Annotated in this window: 12 protein-coding genes; 6 read left to right on the forward strand and 6 right to left on the reverse strand. The window is 70.9% G+C overall.

Going from position 1 to position 12,812, the window contains the following annotated elements:
* Positions 1–11: 11 nt before the first annotated feature.
* Genes ACIBJH_RS06400 through ACIBJH_RS06420 form a run of 5 tightly spaced genes read right to left on the reverse strand, consistent with a single transcriptional unit; the run spans position 12 to position 3,772 of the window.
* Complete coding sequence (locus tag ACIBJH_RS06400) at positions 12–461, reverse strand: VOC family protein (RefSeq protein ID WP_399115702.1); 450 nt, start codon at positions 459–461, stop codon at positions 12–14.
* Positions 462–471: 10 nt separating this feature from the next.
* Positions 472–843: a nuclear transport factor 2 family protein gene (locus tag ACIBJH_RS06405; protein WP_399115703.1), complete on the reverse strand. Its 372-nt coding sequence runs from the start codon at positions 841–843 to the stop codon at positions 472–474.
* Between the two features lie 40 nt (positions 844–883).
* On the reverse strand, positions 884–1,702 hold the full coding sequence (locus ACIBJH_RS06410) for an ester cyclase (protein WP_399115704.1): 819 nt from the start codon (positions 1,700–1,702) through the stop codon (positions 884–886).
* 10 nt (positions 1,703–1,712) lie between these two features.
* Positions 1,713–3,332, reverse strand: coding sequence for a GMC family oxidoreductase (locus ACIBJH_RS06415; protein ID WP_399115705.1), 1,620 nt, complete (start codon positions 3,330–3,332; stop codon positions 1,713–1,715).
* Between the two features lie 26 nt (positions 3,333–3,358).
* Positions 3,359–3,772 (reverse strand): nuclear transport factor 2 family protein, encoded by a 414-nt coding sequence (locus ACIBJH_RS06420; RefSeq protein WP_399115706.1) that lies wholly within the window; start codon positions 3,770–3,772, stop codon positions 3,359–3,361.
* Positions 3,773–4,090: 318 nt separating this feature from the next.
* Between ACIBJH_RS06420 and ACIBJH_RS06425 the strand changes: the two genes are divergently transcribed.
* From ACIBJH_RS06425 to ACIBJH_RS06445, 5 genes are read left to right on the forward strand one after another with little or no spacing between them, the layout of a single operon-like run.
* Positions 4,091–4,930 (forward strand): type 1 glutamine amidotransferase domain-containing protein, encoded by an 840-nt coding sequence (locus ACIBJH_RS06425; RefSeq protein ID WP_399115707.1) that lies wholly within the window; start codon positions 4,091–4,093, stop codon positions 4,928–4,930.
* Positions 4,931–4,980: 50 nt separating this feature from the next.
* Positions 4,981–6,657 (forward strand): thiamine pyrophosphate-binding protein, encoded by a 1,677-nt coding sequence (locus ACIBJH_RS06430; protein ID WP_399115708.1) that lies wholly within the window; start codon positions 4,981–4,983, stop codon positions 6,655–6,657.
* 5 nt (positions 6,658–6,662) lie between these two features.
* On the forward strand, positions 6,663–7,256 hold the full coding sequence (locus ACIBJH_RS06435) for a DJ-1/PfpI family protein (protein ID WP_019072622.1): 594 nt from the start codon (positions 6,663–6,665) through the stop codon (positions 7,254–7,256).
* A gap of 26 nt (positions 7,257–7,282) precedes the next feature.
* Complete coding sequence (locus ACIBJH_RS06440; RefSeq protein WP_399115709.1) at positions 7,283–9,271, forward strand: alpha-1,4-glucan--maltose-1-phosphate maltosyltransferase; 1,989 nt, start codon at positions 7,283–7,285, stop codon at positions 9,269–9,271.
* The gene (locus tag ACIBJH_RS06445) at positions 9,268–10,689 is read left to right on the forward strand and encodes a hypothetical protein (RefSeq protein ID WP_399115710.1); all 1,422 of its coding nucleotides are present in this window, start codon (positions 9,268–9,270) and stop codon (positions 10,687–10,689) included. Before ACIBJH_RS06440 ends, ACIBJH_RS06445 begins: the two co-directional genes overlap by 4 nt.
* Before the next feature lie 316 nt (positions 10,690–11,005).
* On the opposite strand, the gene ACIBJH_RS06450 is transcribed toward ACIBJH_RS06445, so the two are convergent.
* Positions 11,006–12,361, reverse strand: coding sequence for a helix-turn-helix domain-containing protein (locus ACIBJH_RS06450; protein ID WP_200709080.1), 1,356 nt, complete (start codon positions 12,359–12,361; stop codon positions 11,006–11,008).
* Positions 12,362–12,638: 277 nt separating this feature from the next.
* Here ACIBJH_RS06450 and ACIBJH_RS06455 point away from each other — a divergent pair, with 277 nt between their 5' ends.
* Complete coding sequence (locus ACIBJH_RS06455) at positions 12,639–12,791, forward strand: hypothetical protein (protein ID WP_399115711.1); 153 nt, start codon at positions 12,639–12,641, stop codon at positions 12,789–12,791.
* Positions 12,792–12,812: the final 21 nt, after the last annotated feature.

Here is a 12,812-nt window from a genome sequence, read left to right on the forward strand (position 1 = left end):
GCACTCTCCTGTCAGGCGTACGTGGCCAGTTCGTCGGTGGTCTGATCGGTGTAGCCCTGGCTGACCTCCAGCACGATGCCGTCCGGGTCGGAGACCCACACCGTCTTCCAGCCGGGGATGAACTCGTCGAAGGTCAACGGGCCGAGCAGCGGCTCCAGTTCGCCCCCGGCGGCGGCGAGGAACGCGTCCACGTCGTCGACCTGGAAGGCGAGATGGCGTGCCGTGCCGGGGTTGGCCGGGCCGTCCTTCGCCGTGGTGGACAGGGCGTCCGCGTCGGTCGCGAACAGCTCCAGGTAGACGGGGCCGTTGCGCAGGAACACCACGCGGACCCCGTCGGCCTCCACCACCCGGGCCCGGGCGAAGCCGAAGTGCCGGGTGTAGAAGTCCTCCGTGGCCTTCTGGTCACGGCAGTTGAGGCCGACGTGCGACCAGCGCAGGCCGGCCGGAGCAGCGGTTGTCATCGGTGAGCCCTCACTTCCCGGTCACCGGGGCGAACGGCACACTGTCGTGGAAGTTCGCGAAGTAGCTGATGAGGCCGCCGGTGACGCGGAAGTAGTTGCACACCTTGGCCTCGACGGTGATGCCGTCGTGGGTGGTGCCGATGATGTCGGAGACCACCGCGGCCTGCTCGCCGTCCACGACCACGTGCCGGGGCACGTTGGCGAAGGAGGCGTACATCTCCGGGAAGCCCTTCATCATCTCGCGGAGGGTCTCGCGGCCCTCGACGTGTCCGGCGAGCTGTTCGTCCATGGTCTGGTCGATGGCGAACAGGTCGCACCAGGCGTCCCACTCGCCGGAGTTGGCCAGCCGGTAGTACGTGTCGACCACTTCTCGGGTGTTCATGGGCCCGTCCTTTCCGGTGCTGTCTGGGGGGCTGGAACGGTCAGGGGAGCGGGACGCCGACCTGGCGCATCAGGCCCGCGGTGTCGGCCTGCACCCAGCGTTCGACGACCTTGCCGTCCTCCAGCCGGTAGACCTCAAGGCTGGTCCAGGAGACCTCCTTGCCGGTCGGCTCCTGGCCGAAGAACGGGGCGATGTGCCGGCCGTGGAAGGTGATGTGCATGATCACCTTGTCCGGCGAGGCCGGGTAGAGCGCGTCGAGGTGCACGGAGAAGTCGAGCCCGTCGTAGGCGCCCTGGATGATCCCCTTCAGCTCCTCCAGGCTCTCGCAGCTCCACGCCGGGTTGTTGTCGTGGAACGTCGGCCCGAAGAGGTCGTCGAGGGCGTCCAGGCGGCGCTGGTTGACGGCGTCGCTGACCTGCTGGACGACGGCCAGGTTCGAGGCGTCGGAGGAGATCTGCTCGCGCAGCCCGAGCATGTCGTCCTGTGCCCACCGCTCCACGAACAGGCCGTCCTGGACCCGCCAGATCTCGGTGGTGGTCCACTCGACCTTGCGGCCCGTGGCCGGGAAGCCGAGCAGCTCGCCGAGGTGCGTGCCGGTCAGCTTGACCCGGGTCAGGACCCGGTCCTCGCCGAGCGCCGACAGCTCCTCCAACTCGCCCTTGAGATCAAGGGTGTTGTAGGCCCCGCGCAGCGCCTCCAGGTAGGAGTCGAGGCCGTTGATGTCGAACCCGGGGTGGTGGTCGGTGAAGTCGGCGGCGATGACCCGGGGGATCTCCGCCTGGTCGCCGGCGTTGAACGCGTCGAGGAAACGCCGGTACAGCTTGAGGTTCTCCTGCTGGGACTGGTCGAGGTCGGACATGGTGCATCCCCTAGCTCAAGTGGACGTCGGACAGGGACGGTTCGGCGAGAGCCGGGACGGCGGCCTCGCGGACGAACGCCGCCGCTCGCTCGCCGATCATGACGCTGGGCGCGTGCGTGTTGCCGGCGGTGATCGACGGCATCACCGACGCGTCCGCGACCCGCAGCCCCGCGATGCCGTGCACGCGCAGCTCGGGGTCCGTGACGGCGTCCGCGCCCGTGCCCATCCGGCAGGTGCCGGCCGGGTGCCACAGGGTGGTCGCGTTGGTGGCGACGTAACGGCGCAGCTCGGCGGCCCCGGTGATGTCCTTGCCGGGGCCCAGTTCGTCGCCGCGGAACGCGTCGAAGGCGCGGGTGGCGGCCAGCTCGCGGGCCAACTCCACGCCGTGCACCAGGACTTCGAGGTCGGCGGGGGAGGTGAGGTACCCGGCGCTGACGACGGCGTTGGACCGCGGGTCGGCGTCGCGCAGCCGCACCCGGCCCCGGCTCTGCGGTCGCAGCGCGATCGGCGCGAAGGTGAAGCCGGGACCCTCCCACTGGTCGGCGGGGGCGTCGGCCGGCAGGAACTTGATGGGGCCGAAGGTGAACTGGAGGTCGGGGGCGTCCTCAGGACCGGCCTCGCGGGTGTGGGTGAACAGCCCCGCCTCGGAGAGCAGCGCCCCGTCCGGGTGCTCCTGGAGCGACTGGTAGCAGATGGGCGTGAACAGGTGGTCCTGCAGTCCGGCGCCGACTCCCGGCAGGTCCTGGACACAGCGGATGCCGTGCTTCCGCAGGTGCGCGGCCGGACCGATGCCGGACAGCATGAGCAGCTTCGGCGTCTCGAACGCCCCGGCGGACACGATGACTTCGCTCCCGGCACGCAGCTCGTGCCGGGTGCCGTCCTGGACGTACTCGACGCCCGTGACCCGAGTCCCGTCCAGCAGCAGCCGGGTGACCAGGGTGTCGGTGAGAACAGTCAGGTTGGAACGGTCCAGGGCCGGCCGCAGATAGGCGTCGGCGGTGCTGCACCGGCGGCCCGCGTCGTCGCGGAACGTCTGGTACAGGAAGCCGAAGCCCTCCTGCCGGGCGCCGTTGTAGTCCCCGTCGGTGTCCGTGGCGTACCCGAGTTCACCGGCGCCTTCGACGAACGCCCGCGCGATGGGGGAGGGTTGGTCGAGTTGCCGCACCCGGACGGGACCGCCCGCGCCACGGAACGCGTCGGCGCCGCCCGAGTAGTCCTCGGCCAGCCGGAAGAACGGCAGGACCTCGTCGTACGACCAACCGGTCGCGCCCTCGGCGACCCAGCGGGTGTAGTCGTGGCGGCTGCCGCGCACCCACATCAGGGCGTTGACGGAACTGCAGCCGCCGACGACCTTGCCACGGGCCACGGGGACCCGTCGGCCCTCCATGCCCGCCTCGGACTCGGTGACGTAGCCCCAGTCGATCTCGCTCCGCCACTCGGCGGTGAGCAGCGAGAGGACCGAGGCCGCGTCGGCCCGGTGGATCTCGGGGCGCTCGTCCCAGCCGCCCGCCTCCAGCAGGACCACGGTCGTGGACGGATCCTCGCTCAGGCGGGCCGCGACCGCGCAGCCGGCCGAGCCGGCGCCGACGACGATGTAATCGGCCCCGAGGGGCAGCGACTTCGACGGCATGACAGCCTCCAAAAGGTGACGGGGTATCAGATCGCGGCCGGCTCGCCGACCCGGTAGTCGACGATCAGCGGGCGGGCGCCCGGCGTGGACCGCTCCAACTGCCACTTCTGGTTGATCCGGAAGGACGAGACGCTGCCGTCCGCGGTCGACTTGGCGGTCCACACCACCGTGACGTCGACGTCGATACGGGTGCCCTCCTCGTGCGTGGTGACCTTCTCCACGGTGTGGCTCTGGTCGGTGTAGGCCTCGCCGACGGCCGTGTACCAGTCGAGGAAGTCCGCGTGGCCGTACAGGGTCCGCTCCGGGAAGGCCATCACCAGGCCCTTGTCGGTGACGAAGGGCAGCAGCTCCTCGACCGGCGCGTGCGCGCTCAGCAGGTCGTACCAGCGCTGCACGAACTCGGCGATCTCCCGGTCGGAGCCGGTCTGTTCGCTCGGCATGTGTGTCTCCGCTCATCGGGGTTCCGCTCCCGGGGTCCGGAAGCGGCACGGGTCCGATGACCCCACATCCGCGCCCGCCGGGTCCGCTCGTGCGCGCGGACCGGCCGCACTGTGCGAAGTCGCGGCCGGAGCTGCGGCAACTCCCGTCGTATGCCGGTGAGTTCACGGAATGAAGACCGATGGCCACAACATGCCGTAGTGCGTTCGGCCACTTGAGGATGTGCCGCGACCGGGGCGCCCCCGGCGGCCGGGGCGAACGGCCCCGACGTAGACAGGAATCCGCCAGTTGGCACCGTCCCGCCGAACGGGAGGAACCCCATGAGCAGGCGCATTCTGGTCGTCCTGTCCGAACACGGCTACTGGGGCGAGGAGTTGATCGGCCCCCTGGAGACCTTCGACCAGGCCGGCTACCACCTCACCTTCGCCACCCCCACCGGCAAGCGCCCGCAGGCGCTGCCGCCGAGCATGGACCCCGAGTACGTCGACCCGCCGCTCGGCCGCTCCGTCACCACCCCCGAGACCGCCGCCAAGGTGCGCAAGGTCGAGGACTCGGACCGGCTCGACAACCCGCTCGACCTGTCGTCCTGGCTGCCCGACCGGCCCTACCGGTCCAAGCCGTACTTCCTGCGCGACTGGGAGGCCTACAACACCCGCCTGGAGCAGGTGCGTTCACAGATCGCCGACCGCTACGACGCACTGCTGATCGTCGGCGGCAGCGGACCGATCGTCGACCTCGCCAACAACTGGCGGGTCCACGACCTGATCCTCGCCTTCCACGCCCTGGACCGGCCGATCGCCGCCGAGTGCTACGGCGTCGCCTGCCTCGCCTTCGCCCGCGACCAGGAGACCCGCGAGTCCCTCATCCGCGGCAAGCACGTCACCGGGCACTGCATCGAGTACGACTACAAGGACGGCACCGGGTTCATCGGCACCGACTTCGTGATGGGGCCGCCGCCGTACCCGCTGGAGTACATCCTGCGCGACGCCACCGCACCCGGCGGCGCCTACCACGGGAACTTCGGCAAGGAGACCTCCGTCATCGTCGACTACCCGTTCATCACGGGCCGTTCGACGCCCGACTCCTACCTGACCGGACAGAAGACCGTCGAGGTCCTCGAACAGGGCCTGCGGCAGTGGGGGTTCAGGACGACCGCCTGACCCAGGCGACCGTCCCACGCTCCTTCGCCCCGACGAGAGGTGAGCACACGATGGACAGCAGGCCCGCGCGGATCGCGCTGCTCGAACAACTGCAGGCCGAAGGGGTCCGGTTCATGTTCGGCAACCCCGGCACGGTCGAGCAGGGGTTCCTCGACGAACTGCGCTCCTTCCCCTCGATCCAGTACATCCTGGCCCTCCAGGAGTGCACGGCCGTCGGCTTGGCCGACGGCTACGCACGCGCCACCCGCACCCCGGCGGTCCTGCAACTCCACTCCGGAGTAGGGCTCGGCAACGGCATCGGCATGCTCTACCAGGCGATGCGCGGCCACGCCCCGATCGTCACCCTGGTCGGCGAGGCCGGGCTGCGCTACGACAGCATGGACGCGCAGATGGCCGCCGACCTGGTCGGCATGGCCAAACCGGTGACCAAGTGGGCCACCCGCGTGGTCGATCCGGACTCCACGCTGCGGGTGCTGCGCCGCGCCTTCAAGGTCGCCGCGACCCCGCCGTACGGTCCGGTGCTGGTCGTGCTGCCCGCCGACGTCATGGACCGGGACACCACCGAGGCGGTGGCGCCCGTCTCCTACCCGGAGACCCGCAGTCTGCCCGCCCCCGACACCGTGGCGAGGGCCGCCGCGCTGCTCGCCGACGCCCGCAACCCGCTCGTCATCGCCGGTGACGGCGTCCACTTCGCGGGCGCCCAGGCCGAGTTGGGCCGGCTGGCCGAGGTGTGGGGCGCCGACGTGTACGGCGCCGACTGGGCCGAGGTCAACCTGTCCGTCGAACACCCCGCCTACGCGGGCCAGTTGGGCCATATGTTCGGCGAGCAGAGCCGGAAGATCACCGGTGCCGCCGACGGTGTCCTGATCGTGGGCACCTATGTGCTGCCCGAGGTGTACCCGGCGCTCGACGGTGTCTTCGGGGCCGGTGTCCCGGTCGTGCACATCGACCTCGACTCCGGTGCGATCGCCAAGAACCACCCCGTCGACCTCGGTATCGTCGCCGACCCGAAGGCCGCTCTCGGCCTGCTCGCCGACGCGCTGGGCCGGGAGATGGGCCTGGGGCGGCGGACGGCGGCGGTCGAGCGGCTGCGTCGGCACGCCGCGCAGCGCTCGGCCGCGCTCGCGGCGGCCGACGCGCGGGAGGAGGCGACGGCGACGGCCCTTGAGCTGCCGACCATCGCGCTGGCCCAGGAGTTCGCGCGTCGGCTGCCGTCGGACGCGATCCTGTTCGACGAGGCACTGACGGCGTCCCCGGAGCTCTTCCGCAGGCTGGCGCCGACCGTGCCGGGCCAGTGGATGGCGACCCGCGGCGGCTCCCTCGGCGTCGGCATCCCCGGCGCGCTGGGCGCCCAACTCGCCCACCCCGACCGCACGGTGGTCGGCTTCACCGGCGACGGCGGCAGCATGTACACCTTCCAGGCTTTGTGGACGGCGGCCCGCTACGGCCTCCCCACCAAGTTCGTCATCTGCAACAACGGCCGCTACAAGCTCCTGGAGAACAACATCGAGGAGTACTGGCGCGACCAGCGCATCCCCGCCCACGAACAGCCCGAGATCTTCGACCTGAGCAGTCCGGCCGTCGACTTCGTCTCCCTCGCCGGCTCGCTCGGCGTGGCCGCCGTCCGGGTCGAGAAGCCCGGGCAGGCCGAGGAGGCGGTCGCGCAGGCGCTCGCCCACCGCGGGCCGTTCCTCATCGACCTGGTGACCGCCAAGGGGAAGGGGTAGCCGCCGTGCGACTGTCCGGTCACAAGATCGCCGTCCTGATGGAGAGCGACTTCTACGAGCCCGAGATCCTCTACTACCGCTACCGCTTCCCCGAGGAGGGAGCCGAGGTCCACTTCCTGTCCCGCCTGTGGGGCAACGAGGAGATGACCTTCCAGGGCCACGAGCACCGCATGCCCTTCGAGGTCAACGAGTCCTTCGAGGACCTCGACGAGTTCGCGCTGAAGGAGTACTCGGCGGTGATCGTCCCCTCCGGGATGGTCGCCGACCGGCTGCGCTACACCGAGGACCCCCAACTTCTGCCGCCCGCCTCCCAGTTCCTGCGCCGCGCGTTCGCCGACCCGGCCATCGTCAAGGGCATCATCTGCCACGGCATGTGGCTGGCCGCACCCGTGCAGGGCCTGATGCACGGCAGGCGCGCGGTGGTCCACAACAACCTGCTGGGCGACCTGCGCAACATGGGCGGCGAGTACGTCGACCAGGACGTCGTCATCCACGACGACCTGGTCACCGGCCGCACCGGCAACCACTGCCACCTCTTCGCACGGACCATCATCGACCTGCTCGCATCCCGTACGCCGGCCCCGACCGGGCTCCGCTGACGGGATCCGACCGGGAGGAGTCGACCATGACACCGGTGACCGGGCGCGTCCCCGTCCTCGACGTCCGACCACGGGTGCGGGACGGGGAGTTGCCCGCCAAGGCCGTGACCGGCGAACACCTCGACATCACGGCCACCGTCTTCCGCGAGGGCCACGGCGCCGTCGCCGCGGACGTCGTCCTGCACGACCCCGCGGGGCGCCCGGCCCACCGGGTCCCGATGACCCTCGTCGACGAGGACGCCGACCGCTGGCGGGCGACCGTCGTCCCCGACACGGAGGGCCTGTGGACCTTCCGCGTCGAGGCCTGGGCCGACCCGCTGGAGAGCTGGCGGCACGACGCCGCGCTGAAGATCGAAGCAGGCGTCGACACCGAACTCACCCTGACCGAGGGCGCGTTGCTCTACGAACGGGCCTCACTCGGCATCACCTCCACGGACCGCCGGGAGGCGGTCTCCGCGGCCGTGGCCGCGCTCCGCGACACCCTGGGTCCCCCTCCGGCCCGGCTGTCCGCCGTCACCACCCCCCGGGTGACGGCCGCCCTGGGGCGCTACGCGCTGCGTGACCTCGTCACCGCCTCCCGGCCCCTGCCGCTGCGCGTCGAACGGCGGCGCGCCCTCGTCGGCTCCTGGTACGAACTGTTCCCCCGCTCGGAGGGAGCGGTGGTCCAGGCGGGCGGCCGCCCGGTCGGCGGCACCCTGCGGACGGCCGCCGAACGGCTGCCCGCCGTCGCCGCGATGGGCTTCGACGTCGTCTACCTCCCGCCCGTCCACCCCATCGGCACCACCCACCGCAAGGGCGCCAACAACACCCTCCACGCAGGCCCCGACGACGTCGGCTCGCCCTGGGCCATCGGCTCCCGGCACGGCGGCCACGACGCCATCCACCCCGACCTCGGCACCGAGGACGACTTCCGCCACTTCGTCGCCACCGCAAGGGAGTCGGGCCTCGAAGTCGCCCTGGACCTCGCCCTCCAGTGTTCACCGGACCACCCCTGGCTCACCGAGCACCCCGAGTGGTTCCACCACCGCGCCGACGGCTGCATCGCCTACGCCGAGAACCCGCCCAAGACGTACGAGGACATCCACCAACTCGACTTCGACGGCGACCCCGAGGGCCTGTACGCCGAGGCGCTGCGGATCGTGCGGCACTGGATGGACCTGGGCGTGCGCATCTTCCGCGTAGACAACCCGCACACCAAACCGGTGCAGTTCTGGGAGTGGCTGATCGCCGAGGTCGACGCCACCGACCCCGATGTGCTGTTCCTCGCCGAGGCGTTCACCCGCCGGGCCATGGTGCACGCCCTCGCGCAGGCCGGCTTCCAGCAGTCGTACACCTACTTCACCTGGAAGAACACCAAGGCCGAACTGACCGCCTACTTGCCCGAACTCGCCCAGGACAGCGCCGACTTCCTGCGGCCCAACCTCTTCGTGAACACCCCCGACATCCTGCACGCCTACCTCCAGCACGGCGGCAGGCCCGCCTTCGAGGTCCGTGCCGTGCTCGCCGCGACCGCCGCGCCGAGCTGGGGCGTCTACGCCGGCTACGAACTCTGCGAGAACACCCCGCTGGTGGAGGGTACCGAGGACTACCTCGCCTCGGAGAAGTACCAACTCCGGCCCCGCGACTGGGCGTCGGCGGAGGCCGAGGGTCGCACCATCACCCCGCTGATCACCCTCCTCAACAGGATCCGCCGACTCCACCCCGCCCTGCAGGAGTTGCGCAACCTGCGCCTGCAGAACACCGACAACGACCAGCTCCTCGCCTACACCAAACACGTCGAACTCCCCGACGGCTCAACCGACTTGGTGCTCGTGATCGTCAACCTCGACCCGCACCACGCCCACGAGGCCACCGTCACCTGCGACCCGGCCGTCCTCGGCCTGCCCGCCGACGGCACCCGCAAGCTGCGCGACGAACTCACCGGCGAGACCTACGCCTGGGGCGAGTCCACCTACGTACGCCTCGATCCGGCCCACCAGGTCGCGCACGTGCTCACACCCGCGGAGGGAACATGAGCGACGGCATCCTCGAACCCCTGCTGCCGGCCCTCGCACCATGGCTGGAGGGCCGCCGATGGTTCGACGCCCGCTACGGCGGAGCCCAACTCGAAGCCAGGGCCGCCACCGTGCTCGGCACCGAACCGCCCTTGCTGCTGCACGCCGTGGTCTCGGCCCGGCGCGAGGACGGCTCCGTCCTCGACTACCAACTCCTGCTCGGCCTGCGCCCCGACCTCCCCACCCGCCTCGCCCCGGCCGCCGTCGCCACCCTGCCCACCGGCCCCTTCCAGGGCTGGCAGGTCTACGACGCCCTCGCCGACGGCGCCCTGCTGGGGCTGCTGCTGCGCACCCTCGCGGGCCCCGGCACCGACCCGGGCCTGCGCCTGGAACGCACCGGCCGCTATCCGCTGCCCGTAGGCCTGGTGCCCCACCCGCTCTCGGGCGAGATGAGCAACACGGCCGTGGCGTACGGCGGCCGGATCCTCCTCAAGATCTTCCGCCGACCAGAACCGGGACCGCACACCGAGGTCGAGGCCCTGCACGCCCTCACCCGACAGGAGTGCGCCCGCACGCCCCACCTCTACGGCGCGCTGCACAGCGACGCCCCCGGCGCGGAGGGCCTGGTGCTCGGCCTGATCGAGGAGTTCCTGCCCGACGCCCGCGACGGCTGGGAGGAGGCGGTGCGGCAGGCGGGCGAGTGCATGGACGGCGCCGGCCGCACCGCCCCGGCCGGCGGCTTCACCGCGCACGCGCACGGCCTCGGCCGGGCCGTGGCGGACGTGCACGGCGCACTGGGCAAGGCGTTCGGCCGCAACCGCCTCACGGCACAGGACGTGGCCGAGGAGGCGGCCCGCATGAACATGCGGCTCAAGGAGGCCGCCGAGGAGGTCCCGGCACTCGCCCGCTACACCACCAGACTCGGCGCCCTCTTCGACGACTACGCCCGGGTGGCCGGGCGCGGCAGCCCCGTCTTCGCCCAGCGCACCCACGGAGACCTCCATCTGGGCCAGGCGCTGCGCGCCGCGGACGGCTGGCGGATCGTCGACTTCGAGGGCGAACCGGCCCGGCCCGCCGCCGAACGCGCCCGCCCGCAGCCGGTGTTGCGGGACATCGCGGGCATGCTGCGCTCCTTCGACTACGCGGCCCGCACCGGCCTGGCCGCCCGCGAGTCCGGCGACCCGGGCCAGGACGGCTCGCCCGCGCGGCGACTGCGCCGACGCCGACGCGCCCACGCGTGGGCGGTGCGCAACCGGCGGGCGTTCATCGAGGGATACGCCTCCGCCGGGCGGGAGGACCCGCGCTGCCAGCCGGTGGCCCTGCGCGCCTTCGAGGCGGACAAGGCCGTGTACGAGGCCGTATACGAGTCCCGCCTGCGCCCCGACCGGTTGAGGATCCCGCTCGCCGCCGTGCACCGGCTGGCGAACACCGCCCGCTGAATTCCACCGAATTCAGCGCCCCTGCCGGAATCTGAACTCCCGTGCCCTGCAAGGGAATTCGGGCGGGAATTCCGGCGGCGGGAGACCGGGCGGAATTCAGCGGCGGATTTCCCGACCTCGCGGCCCGTCGAACGGAGACACGACGAACCCCCCGCCCCGGGCACTCTGCCAGGCGGGGGGTTCGGAGGGCTCGGATCCGGCCGGAAACGGAACCGGGTCGCCTGCCCCGCCGGACGGCTCCACGGCGAAAGGTCCGGGCCTTTACCGGGGGTGCGGGGCAAAGGTCCGTACCGGATTCGGGAATTCGGCGGGCAGTTCAGGCGCGGTGCTGCTCGGAGAGGATCTGGCCGGGGTCGCGGTGCGGTGCCATGCCGGCGGCCGACAGGGCCCGGTCGTACGCCTTGAGAGCCTCGGCGGTGTTGCCCTGGCGCTTCCACAGGTCGCCCAGGTAACGCCAGTTGAGGGCCACCTGGTGGGACGGGCGGAACTGGCGCAGCTGCCGGGTGGCGGCCTGCAGATACTGGGCGGCCTGCTCGTGATTGCCGCGCATCAGCTGGATCTCGGCGAGCGTGCCGCGCGCGCCGACGGCCTGGATGCGGGACTCGGTGCCGGTCAGCCCGAGGGCCCGCTCGGCGTGCGCCGCCGCCTCGTCCCACTGCCCGAGCATCGCGTCCGCGTCGGCGAGGCCGATCTCGCACTGGGCCAGCTCCGGCGCGTTGCCCACCTCGGCCAGGAGCTGCTGCGCCTCCTCCAACAGCTGCTTGCCGCGCGCCGGTTCGGGCTCGTCGACCTGGAGCAGCAGGGAGCCGTAGTTCATCTTGAGCATGGCGAGATGGCGCAGGTTGTCGTCCTCGGACATCAGCGCGAGCGCCCGCTCCACCAGGGCCAGGGCCTCGTTGAGCTGGCCGCGGGAGCGGGCCACCAGGCCGGCGTTCCAGTAGACGGCGCCGCGCGCGGCCCGTGCGCCCTGCTTCTCGGCGGCGTCCAGGAGCTTGCCGCCCATCAGCTGGGCGTGGATGAGGTCGCCGCGCATGTGGAACGAGCCCATGAGGGTGGCACCGAGCTGCACGTGGTCGACCGTCACGTCCAGGCCGAGGGCGTCCAGCCGGGCCATCGCGCGCTCGCCGATCTCGATGCTGAGCGTGATGTCGCCGGCGTTGCGATAGCAGCGGCACAGGGCCACCGCGATCTGGCACCACTCGGCCGAGCCCGGGGCCAGGTCGGGGTCCCGCTGCAGTTCCTCAAGGACCGCGATGGCGGCCTCGGTCCGGTCGAGCTTCTCCAGCGCGGAGGCCTGCGCCATGCGCGCCCGCCGGGTCATCGAGACGTCCAGGAGGGTGGGCTTCGTCAACAGCTCGCTGAGGGTCTGCAGCGCCTCTCCGTTGCTGCCGTTGCGCAGGGCCATCTCACCGAAGGCCAGCCGCAGGCGCGCCTCCTCCAGCTCGTGGTCGTCCCGTCCGCTGCGCAGGTACTCGGCGGAGCATCCGAGGCGCTCCGCGAGGGCGGCGAGCACCGCGTCCGAGGGTGCGCGCTTGCCGGATTCGATCAAGGAGATGTAGCTCGCCGAAATCTCGCTGGACGCCAGGTCCTGCTGCTTGAGGCCACGCTTGCCGCGCAGCAGCCGGATGCGGTCGCCCAGCCCTGCGGTCGTCGTGTTTTCGAGAGGGTCCATGTGGGCTCCTAGGAGGTGGCTATGACCACCGGGATGACAGATCAACGTTACCAGTAAGTCGTCCCCGATCCAATGGAGTTTCCTTGATCGATTCACTGGCGCGAAGTGGCCTGGGCAGGCATTTTCTGAATTTGCGTTAATTCAGATCTCATTTGGGTGTGGGCATTCCGTTTTTGGAGATCGTCTTTTGCGAGATTAATACTTGACTCCTTGAGTAAGTTCTTGTTGACTCATCTTGTCAAAGCGTCATCCGTAAATGCTCGGAGAGGAGATTTTCATGAGCATCAAAGTATTCATGCTCATCGCAATCGTCGTCTTCGTCGGTGGGCTAGTGACGAGCGGACTCTGGTTGAACGGTTCGGGCGCCACCACGCATCCGTTGCGCGAGGGCATCGCCCAGTCGAGCGGTGCGAGCGGCGCCTGTTGCTGAGGCGGCCGTACGGACAACGGC

The sequence above is a fragment of the Streptomyces sp. NPDC050548 genome (assembly GCF_044457385.1).
GTDB lineage: Bacteria > Actinomycetota > Actinomycetes > Streptomycetales > Streptomycetaceae > Streptomyces.

Excerpts from the sequence above, each read along its gene's own strand:
- ACIBJH_RS06400 (WP_399115702.1), bottom strand. The coding sequence starts at position 461 with ATGACAACCGCTGCTCCGGCCGGCCTGCGCTGGTCGCACGTCGGCCTC.
- ACIBJH_RS06405 (WP_399115703.1), bottom strand. The coding sequence starts at position 843 with ATGAACACCCGAGAAGTGGTCGACACGTACTACCGGCTGGCCAACTCC.
- ACIBJH_RS06410 (WP_399115704.1), bottom strand. The coding sequence starts at position 1,702 with ATGTCCGACCTCGACCAGTCCCAGCAGGAGAACCTCAAGCTGTACCGG.
- ACIBJH_RS06415 (WP_399115705.1), bottom strand. The coding sequence starts at position 3,332 with ATGCCGTCGAAGTCGCTGCCCCTCGGGGCCGATTACATCGTCGTCGGC.
- ACIBJH_RS06420 (WP_399115706.1), bottom strand. The coding sequence starts at position 3,772 with ATGCCGAGCGAACAGACCGGCTCCGACCGGGAGATCGCCGAGTTCGTG.
- ACIBJH_RS06425 (WP_399115707.1), top strand. The coding sequence starts at position 4,091 with ATGAGCAGGCGCATTCTGGTCGTCCTGTCCGAACACGGCTACTGGGGC.
- ACIBJH_RS06430 (WP_399115708.1), top strand. The coding sequence starts at position 4,981 with ATGGACAGCAGGCCCGCGCGGATCGCGCTGCTCGAACAACTGCAGGCC.
- ACIBJH_RS06440 (WP_399115709.1), top strand. The coding sequence starts at position 7,283 with ATGACACCGGTGACCGGGCGCGTCCCCGTCCTCGACGTCCGACCACGG.
- ACIBJH_RS06445 (WP_399115710.1), top strand. The coding sequence starts at position 9,268 with ATGAGCGACGGCATCCTCGAACCCCTGCTGCCGGCCCTCGCACCATGG.
- ACIBJH_RS06450 (WP_200709080.1), bottom strand. The coding sequence starts at position 12,361 with ATGGACCCTCTCGAAAACACGACGACCGCAGGGCTGGGCGACCGCATC.
- ACIBJH_RS06455 (WP_399115711.1), top strand. The coding sequence starts at position 12,639 with ATGAGCATCAAAGTATTCATGCTCATCGCAATCGTCGTCTTCGTCGGT.